17 protein-coding genes are annotated in these 20,803 nt (G+C 72.7%); 14 read left to right on the top strand and 3 right to left on the bottom strand.

Annotated elements, in window-relative coordinates; translation table 11 throughout:
- Positions 1–223: 223 nt before the first annotated feature.
- On the bottom strand, positions 224–1,804 hold the full coding sequence (locus tag ACFHWY_RS22500; protein WP_416582226.1) for an acyl-CoA mutase large subunit family protein: 1,581 nt from the start codon (positions 1,802–1,804) through the stop codon (positions 224–226).
- Between the two features lie 205 nt (positions 1,805–2,009).
- On the opposite strand from ACFHWY_RS22500, the gene ACFHWY_RS22505 reads away from it, so the two are divergent.
- The 4 genes from ACFHWY_RS22505 (at position 2,010) to ACFHWY_RS22520 (ending at position 7,051) form a co-directional block, all read left to right on the top strand.
- On the top strand, positions 2,010–4,004 hold the full coding sequence (locus ACFHWY_RS22505; RefSeq protein WP_416582227.1) for a serine/threonine-protein kinase: 1,995 nt from the start codon (positions 2,010–2,012) through the stop codon (positions 4,002–4,004).
- A 48-nt stretch (positions 4,005–4,052) separates the two neighbouring features.
- Positions 4,053–5,768: a phospho-sugar mutase gene (locus ACFHWY_RS22510; protein WP_416582228.1), complete on the top strand. Its 1,716-nt coding sequence runs from the start codon at positions 4,053–4,055 to the stop codon at positions 5,766–5,768.
- Positions 5,769–5,970: 202 nt separating this feature from the next.
- The gene (locus tag ACFHWY_RS22515) at positions 5,971–6,855 is read left to right on the top strand and encodes a helix-turn-helix domain-containing protein (RefSeq protein WP_416582229.1); all 885 of its coding nucleotides are present in this window, start codon (positions 5,971–5,973) and stop codon (positions 6,853–6,855) included.
- A complete protein-coding gene (locus ACFHWY_RS22520; RefSeq protein WP_416582230.1) occupies positions 6,848–7,051 on the top strand; it encodes a DUF397 domain-containing protein in 204 nt (67 codons plus the stop codon). Before ACFHWY_RS22515 ends, ACFHWY_RS22520 begins: the two co-directional genes overlap by 8 nt.
- A 227-nt stretch (positions 7,052–7,278) precedes the next feature.
- Here ACFHWY_RS22520 and ACFHWY_RS22525 read toward each other — a convergent pair whose 3' ends face one another.
- Positions 7,279–7,953 carry a GOLPH3/VPS74 family protein gene (locus ACFHWY_RS22525; RefSeq protein ID WP_416582231.1) on the bottom strand — a complete coding sequence of 225 codons (675 nt, stop codon included), beginning with the start codon at positions 7,951–7,953 and terminating at the stop codon, positions 7,279–7,281.
- A gap of 60 nt (positions 7,954–8,013) precedes the next feature.
- Positions 8,014–8,646: a uracil phosphoribosyltransferase gene (gene upp, locus ACFHWY_RS22530; protein WP_416582232.1), complete on the bottom strand. Its 633-nt coding sequence runs from the start codon at positions 8,644–8,646 to the stop codon at positions 8,014–8,016.
- A gap of 133 nt (positions 8,647–8,779) precedes the next feature.
- On the opposite strand from upp, the gene deoC reads away from it, so the two are divergent.
- The 10 genes from deoC (at position 8,780) to ACFHWY_RS22580 (ending at position 20,775) form a co-directional block, all read left to right on the top strand.
- Positions 8,780–9,739 carry a deoxyribose-phosphate aldolase gene (gene deoC, locus ACFHWY_RS22535; protein WP_416582233.1) on the top strand — a complete coding sequence of 320 codons (960 nt, stop codon included), beginning with the start codon at positions 8,780–8,782 and terminating at the stop codon, positions 9,737–9,739.
- Between the two features lie 5 nt (positions 9,740–9,744).
- Entirely contained in the window at positions 9,745–11,202 is a 1,458-nt protein-coding gene (locus tag ACFHWY_RS22540) for an aldehyde dehydrogenase family protein (RefSeq protein ID WP_416582234.1), read from the top strand.
- Positions 11,195–12,019: an aldehyde dehydrogenase family protein gene (locus ACFHWY_RS22545; RefSeq protein WP_416582235.1), complete on the top strand. Its 825-nt coding sequence runs from the start codon at positions 11,195–11,197 to the stop codon at positions 12,017–12,019. Before ACFHWY_RS22540 ends, ACFHWY_RS22545 begins: the two co-directional genes overlap by 8 nt.
- Positions 12,020–12,121: 102 nt before the next feature.
- Positions 12,122–12,586 (top strand): BlaI/MecI/CopY family transcriptional regulator, encoded by a 465-nt coding sequence (locus ACFHWY_RS22550; RefSeq protein ID WP_416582236.1) that lies wholly within the window; start codon positions 12,122–12,124, stop codon positions 12,584–12,586.
- A 9-nt stretch (positions 12,587–12,595) separates the two neighbouring features.
- Positions 12,596–13,501, top strand: coding sequence for a M56 family metallopeptidase (locus ACFHWY_RS22555; RefSeq protein WP_416582237.1), 906 nt, complete (start codon positions 12,596–12,598; stop codon positions 13,499–13,501).
- 16 nt (positions 13,502–13,517) lie between these two features.
- Complete coding sequence (locus ACFHWY_RS22560; protein WP_416582238.1) at positions 13,518–13,697, top strand: hypothetical protein; 180 nt, start codon at positions 13,518–13,520, stop codon at positions 13,695–13,697.
- On the top strand, positions 13,694–15,364 hold the full coding sequence (gene cydD, locus ACFHWY_RS22565) for a thiol reductant ABC exporter subunit CydD (protein WP_416582239.1): 1,671 nt from the start codon (positions 13,694–13,696) through the stop codon (positions 15,362–15,364). Before ACFHWY_RS22560 ends, cydD begins: the two co-directional genes overlap by 4 nt.
- Positions 15,361–17,178, top strand: a complete 1,818-nt coding sequence (cydC, locus tag ACFHWY_RS22570) for a thiol reductant ABC exporter subunit CydC (RefSeq protein ID WP_416582240.1) — start codon at positions 15,361–15,363, stop codon at positions 17,176–17,178. The genes cydD and cydC overlap by 4 nt, the downstream gene beginning before the upstream one ends.
- Positions 17,179–17,378: 200 nt before the next feature.
- On the top strand, positions 17,379–18,368 hold the full coding sequence (locus tag ACFHWY_RS22575; RefSeq protein ID WP_416582241.1) for a DNA primase: 990 nt from the start codon (positions 17,379–17,381) through the stop codon (positions 18,366–18,368).
- Positions 18,369–18,408: 40 nt separating this feature from the next.
- Positions 18,409–20,775 (top strand): transposase, encoded by a 2,367-nt coding sequence (locus tag ACFHWY_RS22580; protein WP_416582242.1) that lies wholly within the window; start codon positions 18,409–18,411, stop codon positions 20,773–20,775.
- Positions 20,776–20,803 lie beyond the last annotated feature (28 nt).

A 20,803-nucleotide genomic window follows, 5' to 3' on the forward strand; every position in this document is an offset into this window, starting at 1 on the left:
CCGTCGTTCCGAATTGTCGCATTAGTCGCGTCAATGAACTGACCGTACGACAATTACCCGACCACGCTCGGCGACCGACACCCGAGGACGCTCACATGCCCGGACGTCATCCGACCGCACAACATGTGCGTCCACCTGATCACGGGAAGCGGAATACCCGGGACCGACCGGTCGACACGCTGCGCGACCGGAACGGGCGGACAGGAAGGCGCGACGCGGCGGATCAGAAGCGGTCGGTGGGGCGGTACCGACCCCAGACCTCACGCAGCGCGCCACACACCTCACCCACGGTGGCCCGCTCGCGCAGCGCCGCCTTCATCGGGTGTAGTACGTTCGAGGTACCAGAGGCCGCCGTACGCAGCTCGGCCAGGGCCCGCTGCACGGCGGCGTCGTCCCGCTCGGCCCGCAGCTTGGCCAGCCGATCGGCCTGCGCCGCCTCGATGGTCGGGTCCACCCGCAGCGGCTCGTAGGGCTCCTCCGCGTCGATGGTGAACCGGTTGAGTCCGACCACCACCCGCGCCCCCGAGTCGATCTCCTGGGCGATCTCGTACGCGGACTGCTCGATTTCCCGCTTCTGGAAGCCGGCCTCGATTGCGTCCACCGCCGACCCGTGCTCGAAGACCCGGGCCATCAGCGCGTCCGTCGCCGCCTCGATCTCGGCGGTCATCGCCTCCACCACGTATGACCCGGCGAACGGGTCGACGGTGGCGGTCAGGTCCGTCTCGTACGCCAGCACCTGCTGGGTGCGCAGCGCCAGCCGGGCCGCCTTCTCGGTGGGCAGGGCGATCGCCTCGTCGAAGCTGTTGGTGTGCAGCGACTGCGTGCCACCGAGCACCGCGCCGAGCCCCTGCACCGCTACCCGGACCAGGTTCACCTCGGGCTGCTGGGCGGTCAGTTGCACGCCCGCGGTCTGGGTGTGGAAGCGCAGCATCAGCGACTTGGGGTTGAGCGCACCGAACTCGTCGCGCATCAGCCGGGCCCAGATCCGTCGGGCCGCCCGGAACTTCGCCACCTCCTCCAGCAGGGTGGTGCGGGCGACGAAGAAGAACGACAGCCGGGGGGCGAAGTCGTCCACGGCCAGGCCGGCGGCGATCGCGGCACGCACGTACTCCACGCCGTTGGCCAGCGTGAAGGCGATCTCCTGTACCGGCGTGGCCCCGGCCTCGGCCATGTGGTAGCCGGATATGGAAATCGTGTTCCACTTCGGCACCTCGCTGCGGCAGTAGCCGAACGTGTCCGCGACCAGCCGCAACGAGGGCTTCGGCGGGAAGATGTAGGTGCCCCGGGCGATGTACTCCTTGAGGATGTCGTTCTGGATGGTGCCGTTGAGCGCCGAGCCCGGCACCCCGTTCTCCTCGGCGACGAGTTGGTAGAGCAGCAGCAGCACCGAGCCCGGGGCGTTGATCGTCATCGAGGTGGAGACCTTGTCCAGCGGGATGCCGGCGAAGAGCAGCCGCATGTCCTCGATGGAGTCGATGGCCACGCCGACCTTGCCCACCTCGCCGTGCGCGATCGGGTCGTCGGAGTCGTAGCCCATCTGGGTGGGCAGGTCGAAGGCGACCGACAGGCCCATCGTGCCGGCCCGCAACAACTGGTGGTAGCGCGCGTTGGACTCGGTGGCGGTGCCGAAGCCGGCATACTGGCGCATGGTCCACGGTCGGGAGGTGTACATGGTGGGATAGACCCCGCGGGTGTACGGAAACACTCCCGGCGCGCCCAGCCGGGAGTCCAGGTCTCCGGGGAGGTCGGCCGCCGTGTAGACGCCCTTGATCGGGAAACCGGACTCGCTCGACCGTTCACTCATTACCGGATGGTAGGACGACCAGGGCGGGTTCCGCGTGAGGGATACCGCACACCACGTCGTCACCGCGCGACAAGAGGTGAGTGGTCGCACACGTACCGTCGAGTAACGGAAACGTCCGCCGCGCCGGCTTTCGCATCGGGCGTCTGAACCAGCAAGATAGGGGGGTTGTGTCCCAGCCCTCTCGACTTCCCCCGGTGGCATTTCTGTGACTCAGATCCCGACGTGGAGCGGCGGACCGATCAGCATCCCCACCAACGGACGCGCGACAACCGGCACCGTCATCGGCGACCGGTACTCGCTTCGTTCCGCGGTGGGCAACGGTGGCATGGGCACGGTGTGGCGGGCCACAGACACACTTCTGCGCCGTGACGTGGCGGTCAAGGAGGTCGTCCTCCCGCCGGGACTGGCCCCGAGTGACCGCGACGCGATGTACGAACGCACCCTGCGCGAGGCACGCGCCGCCGCCGCCATCGCCCACCCGGCCGTCGTGCAGGTGTACGACGTGGTCACCGAGGCCGGCCGGCCGTGGATCGTGATGGAGTTGCTCGACGCCCGCAGCCTCGCCGACATGGTGATCGAGGATGGACCGATCACCCAGCGGGTCGTCGCCAAGATCGGGATCGCGCTGCTCGGCGCGCTCGAAGTGGCGCACGCGATCGGGGTGCTGCACCGCGACGTCAAGCCCGCCAACGTGCTGATCTGCTCGGACGGGCGTTGCGTGCTGACCGACTTCGGCGTCGCCCGGATGCCCACCGACGTGCAGCTCACCACCCCGGGCATGGTGCTCGGCTCACCGCACTTCATCTCGCCCGAGCGCGCCATGGGGCAGGAGTTCGGGCCGCCGAGCGACCTGTTCTCCCTCGGCGTGACCCTCTACACGGCGGTGGAGGGCCGGCCACCCTTCGACCGGGGCGACCCGATCGAGACGATGCACGCCGTGGTCGAGGACCCGCCGGCTCCGCCGCAGCGCAGCGGCCCGCTCACCCGCGTGCTGATGGGCCTGCTGGAGAAGGACCCGGCTCGCCGGCTGGACGTGCACACCGCTCGCGCCATGCTGCGTGAGCTGCTGGCCGGCCCACTGAGCAACGCCGCCGCCGGAGTCAACTCGATGACCGACCAGTACTCGGTGATGCCGGTGCCGCAGCCCACGCCGATCAGCGCGCCGGCCGCGCCGCCGCAGGCCGCCCTCTCCGGGCAGATCGGCGGCCGGGCGATGCTCGGTCCGGGTGAGTCGCTGACCGACCGACTTGCCGCGCTGCGCCGGGGTGAACGCCCCGGTCAGGGCACGGTGGCCGGCACCAGCGCGATGGACGACACCAGCGCCCACCAGGTTGCCCGACCGGGACGGCAGGGTGCCGCCCCGCCCGGTGGCCGCACCTACGGCGGTGGCGACGCCACCCAGCGGATCGGCGGCGGTGGCGACGCGACCCAGCGGATCGGCGGCGGTGGCGACGCCACCCAGCAGCTCGGCGGCTACGGTGCCGCACAGTGGCCGGCCGCGCCCAGCCAGCCGTACGGCGCCCGGCCTGCGGAGCCCGGCGGCAGCAGCCCACTCGACCGGGCGAAGGCCGCCGGCAGCCGGGCGGTCGGCACCGTGAAGGGCTGGCCGCGCAAGATGCAGCTGGCCGCAGCCGGTGGCCTCGCGGTGCTGCTGCTGATCAGCATCGTGGCGCTCTCCGGCGGCGACGACGACGCACCGCCGGCCGCCCCCGTCGCCGAACCGTCCAACTCCGCCGAGGCGGGCCCCGCCATCGAGATGCAGGAGCACTCGGGACGCGGGGTGCAGATGCAGGTACCCAAGGGCTGGAAGCGGGCCGCCCCGTCCGGCGGCGTCTACATCGACTACACCGACCCGGAGGACAGCGGTCGCCGGGTGCGCATCCTCAACGAGAAGTGGAGCGGCACCTCGGCCCGCTGGGCGGAGGTCGCCGAGAACGGCCTCAAGACCCGGTCGACGTCCTGCGTCAAGCCGTACACCCAGATCTCGATGGCGGAGAAGGAGCTGGCCGGCAAGCCGTCGGCCGAGTTCGAGTACACCTGCGGCGAGGGCGACGACATGCGGCACGGTGTGTGGCACGGGGTGGCCCACGACGGCCGGATCTACTCGTTCTACCTCACCTCGAACGACTCCCGCTTCGAGGAGAGCAAGCCGATCTACGACGAGATGTTGGAGTCGTTCCAGATCACCTCGGCCGGCTGAGCCAGGGGACACGTCCCTGGTGATCCGCCGCCGTGCTATCAAGAGGCAATGGCGGCGGAGACCACTGACATCAGCACCATCCGTGAGCGGGCCGAACGTTGGCTCGCCGACGACCCCGACCCGGCCGGTCGGGCGGAGCTTCGGAGGGTGCTCGACCAGCTACCGGGCAGCGCGCCGGAGCTGGCCGACCGGTTCGCCGGGCCGCTGACCTTCGGCACCGCCGGGCTGCGCGGACCGCTGCGGGCCGGCCCGAACGGGATGAACCTCGCGGTGGTCACCCAGGCCGCCGCCGGGCTGGTCACCTGGCTCGCGGCCCAGGGCGGCGCCGGCCCGCTGGTGATCGGGTACGACGCCCGGCGCGGCTCGCACGAGTTCGCCCAGCAGACCGCCCGGGTGGCGACCGGGGCGGGACGCCCCGCGCTGCTGCTGCCCCGTCCGCTGCCCACCCCGGTGCTCGCGTACGCGGTGCGGCGCCTGGGCGCGGTCGCCGGGGTGATGGTGACCGCCAGCCACAACCCGCCGCAGGACAACGGCTACAAGGTGTACCTCGGTGCCGAGCTGGGCGGCGCACTGGGCGCCGGTGCGCAGATCGTGCCGCCTGTCGACGCCGACATCGAGGCGGCCATCCGGGCGGTCGGCCCGCTGATCCAGGTACCGCTCGGCCCTGCCGGTCAGGTGCTAGGCGACGACGTCGTCGCCGGGTACGTCGCGCGGGCGATCGAGGTCGTCACGCCGGGCGGTCCCCGGGACCTGACCGTGGCGTACACCCCGCTGCACGGCGTCGGCGCGGCGGTGCTCACCGCCGCGTTCACCGCCGCCGGTTTCCCGGTGCCCGGCGTGGTGCCGGACCAGGCGGAACCGGATCCGGACTTCCCGACCGTCAGCTTCCCCAACCCGGAGGAGCCGGGCGCGGTGGACCGGCTGGTCGCGCTCGCCGACCGCACCGGCGCCGATTTGGCCATCGCCAACGACCCCGACGCCGACCGCTGCGCGGTCGTGGTCCGGACCGCGAGCAGCGAGCCGGACGGCACTACGCAGGGCGCTCCAGGTGCGGGTGGACGCTCGGGCTGGCGGATGTTGCGCGGGGACGAGGTGGGCGTGCTGCTCGCCGACCACCTGATGCGACGCGGAGTGACCGGCCTCTACGCCACCACCATCGTCTCCTCGTCACTGCTGCGGGCCCTCTGCGCCGCGCGGGGCCTGCCGTACGACGAGACGCTCACCGGGTTCAAGTGGATCGTGCGGGCCGGCGGTGGGGCCGAGCCGCTGGTGTTCGGCTACGAGGAGGCGCTCGGTTACTGCGTCGCCCCGGAGCACGTCCGCGACAAGGACGGCATCACCGCCGCGCTGACCGTCGCCGAGCTGGCGGCCGACCTCAAGGCGCGGGGCCGGACCCTCACCGACCGGCTCGACGAGCTGGCCGCCGAGTTCGGCGTGCACCACACCGACCAGCTCTCGGTGCGCGTGGACGACCTGCGGCTGATCGCCGACGCGATGGCCCGGATCCGGGCGGCGACCCCGACCACGCTGCTCGGCCAGCCGATCACCGAGGCACAGGACCTGCTGCCGGACGCCGACGTGGTGATCCTGCGTACCGACTCCGCCCGGGTGGTGATCCGCCCCTCCGGCACCGAACCGAAGCTCAAGGCGTACCTCGAAGTGGTGGAGCCGGTCGCGGCCGGCGACGTGGCGGCGGCGCGTGCTCGCGCGGCGAACGCCGTAACCGCGCTCCGCACCGAAACCGCGCACGCCCTGGGCATGTGAGGAGGGCCCCTATTAACGCTTGCGGTATAGGGGCCCCTTCCAACACCGCCGACCGAATACACCCCGCAAACACTTGCTCACGCACCGCTCGCCCATTTAGCATCAACCGACGCCATTTCCCCGCATAAGCGCGGGCCGATTCTGGGTGGCGTTTCTTCACCGACAGGAATTGGTTGCATCTGGGGCTGAGAGGTGTTGCACGATGCATGCAACAAACGGCTCGACCGTTCCGCGACGGCAGCTCGGCAGGCTGCTCACCCAGCTCCGGGTGGATGCCCGGGTGAGCATCGAGGCTGCGGCCGAGGAGCTGGACTGTTCCCGACAGAAGATCTGGCGGATCGAGCGGGGGCTGACCCCGGCGAGAGGGCCGGACGTGCGCCTGCTCTGCGAGCTGTACCGGGCGACCCAGGACCAGGCGAGCGTGCTGCTCGGGCTGGCCGAGGTCAGCAGGGCCGAGGGGTGGTGGCACGCCTACGGCCGCGCCATTCCGGCCTGGTTCTCGCTCTACGTCGGGCTGGAGAACGTCGCCAGCAGCGTGCGGCACTACAACGCCGAACTGGTGCCGGGGCTTTTGCAGACCCCCGACTACGCCACCGCGCTCTTCCTGCACAACCGGCCGGAGCTGGGCGAGGCGGAGCGGAAGAAGGCGGTGAACTTCCGGATCCAGCGGCAGGGGCTGCTGGCCCGGCGGCTGCCGCCCGCGCCGGAGCTGACCGTGGTGCTCAGCGAGGCGGTGCTGCGCCGCCCGGTGCCGGGCCGGCCGGTGATGGCCGACCAGCTGCGGCACCTGCTGACCGCCGGCCAGCGGCACAACATCTCGATCCGGCTGCTGCCGCTGGCCGCCGGCCCGCCGCTGGCCGCCGAGGCCGGCACCTTCGTCCTGCTCGATTTCCCGGCCGCACCGCTCGGCGGCCCCTCCGAGCCGCCGACGGTCTACGTGGAGGGGCTCACGGGCGCGCTCTACCTCGACCAGCCGAGCGAGATCGCCGCCTACGAACGGGGGTGGAAGGGGCTGGAAACCGCCGCCCTCGGCGAGCGACAATCGATGGAGTTCATCGATGCCATCCTGGGAGAGTGCTATGAATGACCTGACCGGCGCGCGGTGGCGCACCAGCACCCGCAGCGGCACCAACGGCGGCGACTGCGTCGAGGTCGCCGACAACCTGCCGGACGTCGTCGGCATCCGCGACAGCAAGGACCCGACCGGCCCGGCCCTCACCGTCGCGCCCGCCACCTGGTCCGCCTTCGTCACCGCCGTCCGGGCCGACCACCTGACCCACTGACCAGTTATACGACAATCAGGTGACGCGCGGTTTGCCGTTACCGCAGCAGGCGCCAACATCGCCGAATCCCTGCCATTCGATGGCTCTTCGGCGGCGACCGAACGCGAGAACCAAGTGATTTCACACCGACATGAAATGTCTCTGTGAAATCACGCTTGGCAAGAAGATGAGCACCCGGGCCGGCGGGTCAGCGGCAGTGCCGGCGGTTCAGCAGCGGGGCCGACGGGTCAGCGGCGGGGGCCGAGGGCGGCTTCGACGGCGCGGCCGAGCGCGGCCACCACCAGGCCGACCGAGGGGCGGACCACCGAGCCTTCGAGGCCGACCTCGCCGGAGAAGCCGGCCCCGGTCGCGATCGCCTCCAACCGGCGGCGGGCGTCGGCGGCGGCCTCGCCGCTGACGCCGAGCGCGGTTTCCATCCGGAGTACGGCCACCAGGGTCGCCAGCGCCGCGGTCCGCTCGTCCGGGGCAACGCCGGTGAGCGCCTCGGCCAGCCGCTGCCGGGTCTCCGCCTCCACCGACGGGTCCACCACCGGGTAGCGGTGCACGTGGATGAAACCCAACTCCGTCTCGTCCACGTCCCGGACGACGCCCTGGGCACAGAGGTCACCGAGGATCCTGTCGCGGAGGCCGTGGCGCAGCCGCTGCACCCAGGATGAGGGGCTGTGCGGAGTGTCCCCCGTGATCTTGGCCAACACGGCGTCGGTGACCGGCTCGCCCGTCGGCGTCGGATCCACGGCGGTCAGCGCCCCGTCGGCGTACGCGATCCGCCCGGCCAGGGCCAGCTCGATCAGCACGGCGGCGGCCATCCCCAGGTCGAGGCTGATCCGTGGCAGGGTCGCCTTGCCGGTCTCGTCGTCGTACGCGAGCAGGAGCAACTCCTCGGCGAGCGGCACACCAGTCATGGCCCGAGAGGCTAGCCGCTGGACGCCACCGACCGCAGCACAAACCCGCCGCGGCGTGGATCAGAACCGGGGCATGCCGCCGAACTGCCGGTCACCGGCGTCACCGAGGCCCGGCACGATGAACATGCTGTCGTTGAGGCCGTCGTCGATGGCGGCGGTGACCAGGCGCAGCGGCAGGCCGGACCGCTCCAGCCGGGCGATGCCCGCCGGGGCGGCGAGCACGCAGAGCACGGTGATCTCGGTGCAGCCACGCTCGGCCAGCAGCCGGCAGCAGTGCTCCAGCGACCCGCCGGTGGCCAGCATCGGGTCGAGGACCAGCACCGGCAGGCCGGCGAGGTCCCGGGGCAGGGATTCCATGTAGGCGCGCGGCTCGAACGTCTCCTCGTCGCGGGCCAGCCCGACGAAGCCCATCGAGGACTCGGGCAGCAGACCGAGCGCGGCGTCGGCCATGCCCAGGCCGGCCCGCAGCACCGGCACCAGCAGCGGCGGGTTGGCCAGCCGGGTGCCCTCGGTGCCGGTCACCGGGGTCTGCACCGGGTACGTCTCCACCGGGAAGGAGCGCGCCGCCTCGTACACCAGCATGGTGGTGAGTTCGTGCAGCGCCGCCCGGAACGAGGAGGAGTCGGTGCGTTCGTCCCGCATGGCGGTCAGCCGCGACTGGGCGAGCGGGTGGTCAATGACGAGTACGTCCACGATCGCCCAACCTACCTGTCCTGGCTTTCGGTGCGCGGACCCCGGCCCGGACCAGCGACGTCGCCCACTCGTCAGCGGCCCGACCAACCAGTGACCAAGATCACTCGTAGTTTGTCCGCGTAGACTCCGAATCATGACGGCGACAACGACGTCGGCCCGGTCGGACCTCTCCGCGCTGGGACGATCCGAGACCGCTCTGCGGACCTTCCTACACGGCCTACCGGGCGTGGACCAGGTCGGCGCGGAGCAGCGGGCAGCCCAGCTCGGCACCCGATCCATCAAGACCAGCGCCAAGGCCCAGGCGATCGACCTCGCGATCCGGATGGTCGACCTGACGACGCTGGAGGGCGCGGACACACCCGGCAAGGTGCGGGCACTCGCCGCCAAGGCGCTGCGGCCGGATCCGGCCGACCCGTCCTGCCCGCACGTCGGCGCGGTCTGCGTCTACCCCCTGATGGTCCCGCACGTGGCCGAAGTCCTTCGCGGCAGCGGCGTACACCTGGCCAGCGTGGCCACGTCGTTTCCGTCGGGCCAGGCGCCACTTCCGATCAAGCTCGCCGACGTCCGTGCGGCCGCCGAGGCCGGCGCCGACGAGATCGACATGGTGATCAACCGCGGTGCGTTCCTGGCCGGCCGCTACTCCGAGGTGTACGACGAGATCGTCGCCACCAAGGAGGCCGCCGGGGACGCCCACCTGAAGGTGATCCTGGAGACCGGCGAACTGGTCACCTACGACAACGTTCGCCGCGCCTCCTGGCTGGCGATGCTGGCCGGTGGCGACTTCATCAAGACCTCCACCGGCAAGGTGCCGGTCGCGGCCACCCTGCCGGTGACCCTGGTGATGCTGGAGGCGGTCCGCGACTTCCGGGCCGCCACCGGCCGGCAGGTCGGCGTGAAGCCGGCCGGCGGCATCAAGACCACCAAGGACGCGATCAAGTACCTGGTCATGGTCAACGAGACCGTCGGGCCGGACTGGCTGGACCCGGACTGGTTCCGGTTCGGCGCCTCCAGTCTGCTCAACGACCTGCTGATGCAGCGCACCAAGCTGACGACCGGCGTCTACGCCGGCCCCGACTACTTCACCCTGGACTGAACGCGATGTTCGAATACGCACCCGCACCCGAGTCCCGCTCGGTGGTGGACATCAAAGCCTCCTCCGGGCTGTTCATCAACGGGGAGTTCGTCGACCCCACCGACGGCGGCAGCTTCAAGTCGATCAATCCGGCCTCCGAGGAGGTGCTGGCCGAGATCGCCGAGGGCGGCCCGCAGGACGTCGACCGGGCCGTCCGGGCCGCACGCCGGGCGTACGAGAAGGTCTGGGGTCCGATGACGGGCCGGGACCGGGCGAAGTACCTGTACCGGATCGCCCGGATCATTCAGGAGCGCTCGCGTGAGCTGGCGGTGCTGGAGTCGCTGGACAACGGCAAGCCGATCCGGGAGTCCCGGGACGTCGACCTGCCGCTGGTCGCCGCGCACTTCTTCTACTACGCCGGCTGGGCCGACAAGCTGGAGTACGCCGGGTTCGGCCGGAGGCCCACGAGCCAGCACAGCGGGTCGCACCCGCAGCCGCTCGGCGTGGCCGCGCAGGTCATCCCGTGGAACTTCCCGCTGCTGATGCTGGCCTGGAAGATCGCCCCGGCCCTCGCGGCCGGCAACACGGTGGTGCTGAAGCCGGCCGAGACGACCCCGCTGACCGCGCTGCTCTTCGCCGAGATCTGCCAGCAGGCCGACCTGCCGGCCGGGGTGGTCAACATCGTCACCGGCGCGGGCGAGACCGGCCGGGCGCTGGTCGAGCACGAGGGCGTCGACAAGGTCGCCTTCACCGGCTCCACCGACGTGGGCCGGGCCATCGCCCGCGCGGTCGCCGGCAGCCGCAAGAGGCTCACCCTGGAGCTGGGCGGCAAGGCCGCGAACATCGTCTTCGACGACGCGCCAGTCGACCAGGCGGTCGAGGGCATCGTCAACGGCATCTTCTTCAACCAGGGGCACGTCTGCTGCGCCGGTTCCCGGCTGCTGGTCCAGGAATCCATCGCCGAGCAGGTGCTCGAATCGCTCAAGCGCCGGATGGCCCTGCTGCGGCTCGGTGACCCGCTGGACAAGAACACCGACGTCGGGGCCATCAACTCGGCCGCACAGCTCGCCCGGATCCGGAAGCTGACCGAAGCCGGTGCCGCCGAGGGCGCGCAGCAGTGGGCGCCGCCGTGCGAGCTGCCGGAGCGGGGCTTCTGGTTCGCGCCGACCATCTTCACCGGGGTCACCCAGGCACACCGGATCGCCCGAGACGAGATCTTCGGACCGGTGCTCTCCGTACTGACCTTCCGCACCCCGGCCGAGGCGGTGGAGAAGGCGAACAACACGCCGTACGGGCTGTCGGCGGGGATCTGGAGCGACAAGGGTTCCCGGATCCTCTGGATGGCCGACCGGCTGCGCGCCGGGGTGGTGTGGGCCAACACGTTTAACAAGTTCGACCCCACCTCGCCGTTCGGCGGCTACAAGGAGTCGGGCTACGGTCGCGAGGGCGGCCGGCACGGGCTGGAGGCGTACCTCGATGTCTGAGCGGGTCACCGTACGCAAGACGTACAAGCTCTTCGTCGGCGGGAATTTCCCGCGCAGCGAGTCGGGACGGTCGTATCTCGTGCAGGACTCCAACGTGTCGCTGGCCTCCCGCAAGGACGCACGGGACGCCGTGGTGGCCGCCCGCGCGGCCGTCAAGGGCTGGGCCGGCGCGACCGCGTACAACCGGGGTCAGATCCTCTACCGGGTCGCCGAGATGCTGGAGGGCCGCCGCGAACAGTTCGTCGCCCTCGGCGTAGCCGGCGACGAGGTGGACGCCGCCACCGACCGCTGGGTCTGGTACGCGGGCTGGTCCGACAAACTGCCGCAGGTGTACGGCGGCGCGAACCCGGTGGCCGGGCCGTACTTCAACCTGTCGGCACCCGAACCCACCGGCGTGGTGGCCGTGGTGGCCCCCGAGGCGCCGGCACTGCTCGGCCTGGTCAGCGTGATCGCCCCGGCGATCGTCACCGGCAACACGGTCGTGGTGGCCGCGTCGCCAGCAGCCCCGCTGGCCGCAGTGACCCTGGCCGAGGTGCTGGCCACCTCCGACCTGCCCGGCGGGGTCGTCAACATCCTGACCGGACGGCTGTCGGAGACCGTGCCGACCCTCGCCGCGCACATGGACGTCAACGCCGTCGACCTGGCCGGGGTGACGGAGCCGGAGCTGGCGGCCGACCTTGAGGTCAGGGCGGCGGAGAACCTCAAGCGGGTGCTCCGGCCAGTGCCGACGGACCACGACTGGTCGGCCGATCCCGGTCTGCGACGGATGACGGCGCTGCTGGAGACGAAGACGGTCTGGCACCCGAAGGGGGTTTGACTCACCTCGCTCGCGGGTCTCCGGGACCGGCGTGGTTCGAGTGGAGGGGTGGAGTTGGGCGTGGGATGGGGAGGGGTCTACTACGAGGGGTAGGATTTTGGGGTGACTCGGCTGGGGGATCTTGAGCGTGCGGTGATGGACGTGCTGTGGGACACGGTGCCCGCCACGTCCGGTGGGGTGACGGTGCGCGAGGTCGCCGACGCGCTGGCCGGTCGCGAGTTGGCCTACACGACGGTGATGACGGTGCTGGACCGGCTCGCCGGCAAGGGCATGGTGCAGCGCGAACGGGAGGGCCGGGCGTGGCGTTACCGGGCCGCGGCCAGCCGGGAGGCGTACATCGCCCAGATCATGCTCGACGCCCTCGACCTCGGCGGTAGCCGGGACGCGGCGCTGGTCCGGTTCGCCCGCTCGGTGACGGGTACGGAGGCCGACGTGCTGCGTGCCGCGCTGGCCGCCGAGGCCGCGATGGGGTCGACCGGGCCGGGTGACGGTGCGGCGTTGACCGATCGGGTCGAGGCACCCGCGACGGACCGAACGGGTCGGGCCGACGAGGCCGCGGAGCGGTAGGGCGACGACATGGCGCAGACCCTGCATTTCGCTGCCTCGATGCTCGCCTGCTGGCTGATCGCGCAGGTACTCGCCCGCTCCACCTGGACCTGGCGTAGCCCGCGGGTGGCGATTCTGTGCTGGCAGGCGGTCGGCCTGGCGGCCGGTCTCTGCGCGACGGGCCTGCCGATCGCGTTCGGGCTGGCCGAATACGACCGGGGTACCGGTAGCGCCGTGTTCGCGCTCGCGAACGACCTGCGGCACAGCACGCTTCCGGTGGGTGTCGGCGTGGTGAACCTGGGGCTGGTCGGGGTCGGTCTCGGCATCGGCGCGGTGCTGCTGACCACGACGGTACGCAGCGTCCACGGCACGGTACGCGCCCAGCGTCGGCACCGGGACCTGCTGACGTTGGTGGCTCGGCGAGATCCGAACGTCCCCGGGGCGCTGGTGCTCGACCATCCCGGCGCGGCGGCGTACTGCCTGCCGGGGGTGAGGCCCCGGGTGGTGGTCAGCGCCGGCACGCTCAGCCTGCTCGACCGCGCCGAGTTGGAGGCGGTGCTGACCCACGAGCGGGCGCACGCCCAGGAGCGGCACGATCTGGTGCTGCTGCCGTTCACCGCGTTGTGCCGGGCGTTGCCGTGGCTGCGCTGGGTGCGTGAGGCGCACGAGCGGGTCTCGCTGCTGGTCGAGATGCGCGCCGACGACAAGGCTCGCGAGCGGCACGCGGAGGTCTCGCTGGCGGGTGCGTTGCGCCGGTTCGCCGCCGCCGGCAGCCGGATCACACCGGCCGGCACGCTCGGCCTCGGCGACCGGGACCTGGACGTGCGGGTGCAGCGACTGCTGGTCGCCGAGCGCCCGCCCCGGCTGCTCGGTGCCGCCGCGCTGGCCGTGGCCACCACCGTGGCCGCCCTGCCCATCTCGCTTTTTCTCAGCTGACCATCCTGAACTGACTTTGGCTGGCACCGGCTACACGGCGTCACTGACGGTGACCGATGCGGCGGCCAGCACGGCGACCCTGCGCCTGCTGGCCTGGCTGACGGTCCCGCTCGTGCCCGCCCTACTAGGCTTCCAGGCGATGAGCTGGTGGATTTTCCAAGGACGGACCGACGGTCGGGCACTGGTGTACGGGTGAACCGCCGCCCCTTCGACCCACGGCTGCTGCACCGGGTCCCAGCGGCCCGACGCGACCTCGCCCTGCTCGCGCTGCTCGGCGTGCTCGCCGCCGGACTGGTCGTGGCGCAGGCCACGGCGCTGGCCGTGTTGCTGGCCACGGCGTTCACCGGGCAGCTGGACCAGGCCGCGCTGGCCGGTCTCGTCGCCGCCGTCGCGGCCCGCGCGCTGGTGGTGTGGGCGCAGGGCGTCGCGTCGGCGCGGGTGGCCGCCACGGTCAAGGCGGCGCTGCGGGCCGACCTGCTCGGAGCGGTGGCCCGACACGGACCCGGCTGGGTCGCCGGGCAGCGGGCCGGGCAACTGGCCACGCTCGCCGGTCGCGGGCTGGACGCGCTCGACGCCTACTTCACCGGATACCTGCCGCAGCTCGTACTGAGCATCACCGTGCCGGTCGCGGTGCTGGGCCGGGTCTTCCTCGCGGACTGGAGCTCGGCGGTGATCATCGCGCTGACCCTGCCGCTCATCCCGATCTTCGGCGCGCTGCTCGGCTGGCAGGCCCAGGCCGCCACCGAACGCCAGTGGCGACGGCTGTCCCTGCTCGGCGGGCACTTCCTGGACATGGTGGCCGGACTTCCCACGCTTCGTGCGTTCGGCCGGGCCCACGCGCAGACCGACTCGGTGCGCCGGATGGCCGACGGCCACCGGTTGGCCACCATGAAGACACTGCGCATCGCCTTCCTCTCCGCGCTGGTGCTGGAGTTGGTCGCCACACTGTCGGTGGCGCTGGTCGCGGTCCCGGTCGGCATCCGGCTGCTCGACGGCGGTCTCGTCCTGCAGACCGCGCTGCTGGTGCTGCTGCTCACCCCGGAGGCATACCTGCCGCTGCGGGCGGCCGGCAGCCGGTTCCACGCCAGCATGGAGGGGCTCAGCGCGCTGGACGAGGCGCTCACCCTCTCCGGCTCCGCGCCGGACCCGACGAGCCGGCCGGGAAGGCTGCCGGAGGGCCGCGGCGAGATCCGGTTCGAGTCGGTGACCGTCGCGTACGAGCGCACCACCGCGCTGCGGGACGTCACACTGACCATCCGGCCCGGCGAACGGATAGCGATCATCGGCCCGAGTGGTGCTGGCAAGAGCACCCTGCTCGGCCTGCTGCTCGGCTTCGTGACGCCCACCGCTGGGCGGGTCACCGTCGGCGGGGTCGACCTGGGCGACGCCGACGGTGACGGCTGGCGCCGGCAGGTGGCCTGGGTACCGCAGCGGGCCCACCTGTTCGCCGCGTCGCTGGCCGACAACATCCGGCTCGGCACCCCGGACGCGCCGCCCGGCGCGGTCGCCGCCGCCGTGCACGCCGCCGCCCTGGACGACGTGGTCGCCGCACTGCCCGACGGCCTGGAGACGTTGCTCGGCGAACGCGGACACGGCCTGTCCAGCGGTCAGCGGCAGCGGGTGGCGCTGGCCCGCGCGTTCCTGCGGGATACCCCGGTGGTCCTGCTCGACGAGCCAACCGCCCGCCTCGACGCCGCCGCCGAGGCGGCGGTGCTGTCGGCCACCCGGAGGCTGGTCGCCGGACGCACGGCACTGCTGGTCGCCCACCGGCCCGCGCTGCTACGAGACGCTGATCGAATCCTGCGGATCTCCGACGGCCGGGTCACCGTACTGACGCCATCGCGGGCGGCGGAGGCCCGATGAACGCCGGAATCGGCCGTCCCCCCGAGCTGGCCGTGCTGCGGCTCGCCCGGCCCTACCTGAGGCGCCTGGTCGGCGCCGGGCTGCTGGCCGCGGCGACCGAACTCGCCGGGTTGGCCCTGATGGCCAGCGCGACCTGGCTGCTGATGACCGCAGCCGGCCAGCCTCCGCTGGATCGGCTCACCGTGGCGATCGTCGCGGTGCGGGCCCTCGCGGTCAGCCGGGGCGTGCTGCGCTACACCGAGCGGCTCGCCGGCCACGACGCGGTGTTGCGCCTCGTCACCGACGTCCGGGCGCGGGTCTTCGACGCCCTGGCCGGCAGGCGCGGCGCCCCGCCGCGCAGCGGGGACGCACTGAGCCGGCTGGTCTCCGACGTGGAGGCGGTGCAGGACCTGCTGCTGCGGGTGGTCGTGCCGGTCGCCGCCGCCGGGCTGGTGAGCGTGCTGGCCGTCGGCCTGGCCGCGCTCGTCTCGCCGCCGGCAGCGCTCGCGCTCGCCGCCGGTCTACTGGTGGCCGGGGTGGCCCTGCCGGCGCTGGCCGGCGCCCTGACCCGGCAGGCCGCCGCAGAGGTGGCGCCGCTGCGGGGGGCGCTCGCCGTCGACGCGGTCGATCTCACCCATGGCGCCGCCGACCTGGCTGCCTTCGGGGCCACCGCGGGGGTACTGGCCACGGCCGGGCGGCGGGCCCAGCGGCTGGCCCGGCTGGAGCGGCGACTCGCCGCGCTCGGCTACGCCGTCGACGCCGCCGGGGTCCTGGTCGCCGGGATCACCACCGGCGCGGTGGTGTACGTGGCGTTCAGTGCCGGCGTGGACGGCGTGCTGGTCGGTGTCCTGGCGGTCGGTGCGCTGGCGGTGGTGGAGATCGCCCTCGCTCTGGTCGGTGCCGCCCGGCAGTGGACCGGGCTACGTACCGGGTTGGCGCGCGTCGCCCAACTCCTGGAGGCCGTACCGGAAACCGAGCCCGCCGCAGCGGTTGGGCGGGCGGGCGACGGCGCAACGGTCGGGGACACAGCAGTCGGGGACGCGGTTCCGGCGGAGAGCGGCCGTGCCCGCGCCGCACCCGCCGTCAGATTCGACGGGGTTACCGTCCGTTACCGGCCCGGCGCGCCGGCCGCACTCGACGGGTTCGACCTCGCTGTGCCGGCCGGCCGTCGGGTCGCGGTCGTCGGCCCGAGCGGCGCGGGCAAGAGCACGCTGTCCGCCGTCCTGACCGGCGCGGTGCGTCCCGATGCCGGGCGGGTGACCCTGGACGGGCGGGACGTGTCGGGGTACCCGCCGGACGAGCTGCCCCGGCTGGTCGGCGGGCTGCTCGCCGAGGCGTACGTCTTCCACGCCACAGTCCGCGACAACGTGCTGCTCGGGCGCCCGGCCGCGGACGAGGACGCGCTGGTCGCCGCCGTCACCGCTGCCGGCCTGGCCGGCTGGATCGCCGCCCAGCCGGACGGCTGGAAGACGGTGGTCGGCGAGGAGGGCGGGCAGCTCTCCGGCGGTCAGCGGCAGCGGCTCGCACTGGCCCGCGCCCTGCTCGCCACGCCCGCAGTGCTGGTGCTGGACGAACCGACCGAGGGCCTGGACCCGGCCGCCGCCGACGAGGTGCTCGCCTCGACGCTGGCCGCGACCCCCGCCGCGCACTCGGTGCTGCTGATCACGCACCGGCTCAACGGCCTCGCCGAGTTCGACGAGGTCGTGGTGGTGGACGCCGGTCGGGTCGTCCAGCGCGGCCGGCACGCGGAGCTGGTCACGACCCCCGGCTGGTACCGCGACCAGTGGGTGTTGCAGCAGGCGGCCGAGAACGGCTACCTCGCCCTGTCGGGCTGACCCCTGCGGGATCTCACCGAAACCCAGACCTCGCCGTGCATGGCAGGGTGAAGCCATGCGGGTCGGTCCCGACGTGTCGGTCGAGAAACATCTGCGGCAACTCGCCGGTCGGGTGGGGGCGCCACCGGGGTGCGGGCATCCGTTACCCAGCGCAGCCAACTAGGGTATGTGCCCAGAGTCACCCATCGGCATCAGCACCGGTGGGCGGTAGCCCGACGTACACGGAGGTCACCGTGGCCCGCCAGTCGCCCCAACGACCGGACGCCGACGAACCCGAGCTCGATGACACGACCGGCCTCGCCGAGCCGGACGCAGCCGAGCCGGACGCAGCCGAGCCGGACGCCGACGCGCCGACCGGCGCCGACCGCGCACTCTGGGACGACCTGCGGATCGAACCGGTGGAGATCGCCCTGCCCGCCGGCACCGGGTTCACCCTTCGGGCGTACCGGCCGACGAGCGAGCTGACCCCCACCGACGTCGCCGAACGCGACGCCGACGACCCGTTCCTCGCCCGCCGCCAGGTCGTGGAGACCGACGAGGACGAGGACGAGGGTGACGTCGTCATCCTCGACGAGGACGTCGCGCGGGACTTCGCCGAGAGCGACGACGAGGAGAAGCGGGCCAAGCGCGACGACGAGGCCACCGAGGAGGAGAAGGACGCCGACGAGGCGGCTGCCGACGAGGACAGCGACGAGGACAGCGACGAGGAGGTGCCGGTCTTCCTGAGCCACCAGGGTCGGCTGCTGCTGTTCAAGACGGCCGAGTCCCTGGTGAGTTTCGTCCGGTCCGGCGCTCCAAACGACATGTCCCAGCTGGACAGTTGGCATGAACTGTCCGAACGGGTGGAACCCGCCGACATCGCACCACCCGACGAGGACGTCTACGAACTCGACCTTGTCGTGGAGAACCTCCGCGGTGGGCACGACACGTGGGATCCGACGCTGCTCATCGAGGCCGGCGAGGTCGCCCGCGACCTGGCGTACGCCCTCCGCCTGCCGGCCGTGCTCCACATGCTCTCCAGCGGCTCCAGCCTCGACGACCTCGACGAGGCGCTCCGCTCCTCGGTCAACGGCGGGTTCGGCGGCTTCATGGGTCGGCGTAAGCTGAGGAAAATCGGGGCACAAACCGCAAGTCTGGGTTGGCGCACGATCGTCGGGAAGATCTCTGCGATCGTGGACTGGCGCGACTGACCCGCACCAGGGAGCATCAGTCTCTGGCAGAGAAACCCCTGTGTCCCGGGAGGAGGACGACGCCGTGGCGCTCGTGCGCGTGTACTGCGGTCTGGCCTCGGCGGACCCGGCAGACCGACCGGTCTCGGCCGGATCGGCGCTGACGTCCGCGGTGGTCGACGACGCAGGCCGCCTGCTGCATGTCTGCGGGATCAGCGACGACCCGGAGGGCTACGCCCGACTGGTCACGCTGCTCGTGGAACGCTCGGGCGGGCCGAGCGGTGCGGCCATCGCAGCCGACAGCGACGACAACATCGTCACCTCGCTGCTCAGCGCGGCCGGCCGGCCGCTGGCGATCGCCGACGACGACTCGGTCGACGACTTCGCGGAGCGGTTCGCCGACGACGACTCGCTGGAGGAGATGCAGGCGCCGCCGGCCGTGCGGCGGGCCGTGGGCCTCGCCCGCTCCCTACAGGCCGGCGCGCTCTCGGCCGTCACGCTGCCCGCCCCTCGCGACCTCGCCGGCTACAAGCAGGTACTCGCCGCCCACGCCGCGCTGGCCACCGGACGACACTCCGCCGCCGCCGCACTGCGTGAGGTACTGCGCGAGCTCTACCCGGCGGCACTGCGGGCCTACCCCGACCCCGCCGAGCCGATCCCGCTGGCGGTGCTGGACGCGCTGCCCGAGCCGGGCATGCTCACCGACGCGGCCGGCCGTGGCCGCGACGCGGCGGTCACCGCCGACGCCGTCACCGCCCAACTCGCGGCAGACGGCACAGGTGACGCCGAGGCGATCGACGAGGCGGTCACCGCGCTGCGGGTCGCCATCTCCGAGACCCCACGCCGGGCCACGGTCAACCGGGCCCTCACCTCCGCCGCCGCGGAGACCATCCGGCAGGCGGTCGCCTCTGTACGGGCCTGCGACGCCGGCTGCGCCGCGCTGGTCGGCGCGCTGCGCGCCCGCTCTGCCGGTCCACCGCAGGCCACCGGCCGTAGGGCCGCGGCACGACGCGGCGAGACGGTCGGCGAGCTCTCGGCCGCCAGCGCGGCACCGGGGCTTCGTCCGGTCCGTCCCTCCGGGCCGGAGCCGGCTGGCGGACGTCGTGGCCTCCCCGAGCCCATACCGGGCAGTGCCCCACCGGCACCGCCCCGGCCACTCGGACCGCCGCCGGTGGCACCCTCCCCCGTCGCCCCGCCGCCGGTCGCGCCCGCACCGGTCGCGCCGGCAGCCGTCGCTGGCCCATCCGCCTCGGCGGCACCGTCGCACGGCGTCGGCTCCGGCCCGACGCGCGCCGAACACCGTCCGCTGCGAACCGACGGGCCGGCCAACCGGCCGGTCTCCGCACCGCCTCCGCCGCCGCCCGGGATCACCCCGATCGCGCCGGCTCAGCGCGGACCGATCCCGCCCGCCGAGGCGGGTGAGCCGTTCCGGCCGACCCTCACCACCGCGGCAATCAACAATGCGCGGGCCGAGCGCCAGCGCACCGTCATCCCGCCCCGACCGAAGACGAACGGGGAACCACCGGCGCCGACGGGTGGCTTCAGCGCCACCGACCTCAGTGTCCCGGTGCCGGCGCGCCGGCCCGAGGAGGAGAACACGGCCCCGGGTTCCCGCGCCAACTGGCCGCTGGTCAACAACCCGGAGAGCCGGGCCGACGGTCCGGCACGCAACCCGGACCTCGGTCCCTACGAGGACCGGGGCCGGCGCAGCGTCGCCGAGCCCTCCCCCGACCTCGACGCCGACCGCCGGGTCACCCCGCCGTGGCTCGCCGACGATCTGCCGCCGGAGCCGCCGGTGCTGCGGCTGGTCGAGCCACCGCCGCTGGCCGACCGGGCGCTGCGCGGCGGGGCCGAACAGCAGCCGGAGACCCCACCGCTGCGGCTGGTCGACCGGGAGGCCGCGGAGCGCGGCAACCGGATGGTGGAGCGACTCGACCTCCCGCCGGCGCGCCGGCCGGAGCCGTCGGTCGAACACCGACCGCCGCCGATTCCCGACGAGGGTGACGGCGATCTGCTGATCTTCGCCCAGGCCAGGTCCGCCTGGTTCGTCGGGCACGGCGAGGAAGCCGACCTGGAATGGTCGACCACGGCCGACACCGGTTGGCAGGCAGCCGAGCAGGCGGCCCGCCCAGCCGTCGGTGCGGAGACGATGGCAGGGCTACCCAAGCGGGTTCCGCAGGCCAACCTCGTGCCAGGCTCCCCGCTGCGTGAGGAGCGCCCACTACGGATCGTGCGGGACGCCGCCAGCCTCGCCGAGAACACCACCGGCTACTTCCGCGGCTGGCGCCGGGGGCAGGAGATCGGCGGGTTCGCGGTCGGCGGTAGGCCGGGACGGGAAGCCGCCGGCGGCTGGGACTTCAGCCGGGACACGGGCGACCGTGACGACGACCGGGAATACGAGTACCGCTCCGCCGGATACCGCTCCTGAACCTCGCCAGACCGGACTGTGGGCGCTA

Origin of the sequence: Micromonospora sp. LOL_024 (assembly GCF_048060415.1) — a bacterium.
Classification (GTDB): Bacteria; Actinomycetota; Actinomycetes; order Mycobacteriales; family Micromonosporaceae; genus Micromonospora.

What these genes read in the sequence shown, in the direction of transcription:
- ACFHWY_RS22525 (WP_416582231.1), bottom strand. Translation starts at nt 7,953, where the DNA reads ATGACTGGTGTGCCGCTCGCCGAGGAGTTGCTCCTGCTCGCGTACGAC.
- ACFHWY_RS22520 (WP_416582230.1), top strand. Translation starts at nt 6,848, where the DNA reads ATGAATGACCTGACCGGCGCGCGGTGGCGCACCAGCACCCGCAGCGGC.
- deoC (WP_416582233.1), top strand. Translation starts at nt 8,780, where the DNA reads ATGACGGCGACAACGACGTCGGCCCGGTCGGACCTCTCCGCGCTGGGA.
- ACFHWY_RS22555 (WP_416582237.1), top strand. Translation starts at nt 12,596, where the DNA reads ATGGCGCAGACCCTGCATTTCGCTGCCTCGATGCTCGCCTGCTGGCTG.
- cydC (WP_416582240.1), top strand. Translation starts at nt 15,361, where the DNA reads ATGAACGCCGGAATCGGCCGTCCCCCCGAGCTGGCCGTGCTGCGGCTC.
- ACFHWY_RS22515 (WP_416582229.1), top strand. Translation starts at nt 5,971, where the DNA reads ATGCATGCAACAAACGGCTCGACCGTTCCGCGACGGCAGCTCGGCAGG.
- ACFHWY_RS22510 (WP_416582228.1), top strand. Translation starts at nt 4,053, where the DNA reads ATGGCGGCGGAGACCACTGACATCAGCACCATCCGTGAGCGGGCCGAA.
- ACFHWY_RS22540 (WP_416582234.1), top strand. Translation starts at nt 9,745, where the DNA reads ATGTTCGAATACGCACCCGCACCCGAGTCCCGCTCGGTGGTGGACATC.
- ACFHWY_RS22545 (WP_416582235.1), top strand. Translation starts at nt 11,195, where the DNA reads ATGTCTGAGCGGGTCACCGTACGCAAGACGTACAAGCTCTTCGTCGGC.
- ACFHWY_RS22500 (WP_416582226.1), bottom strand. Translation starts at nt 1,804, where the DNA reads ATGAGTGAACGGTCGAGCGAGTCCGGTTTCCCGATCAAGGGCGTCTAC.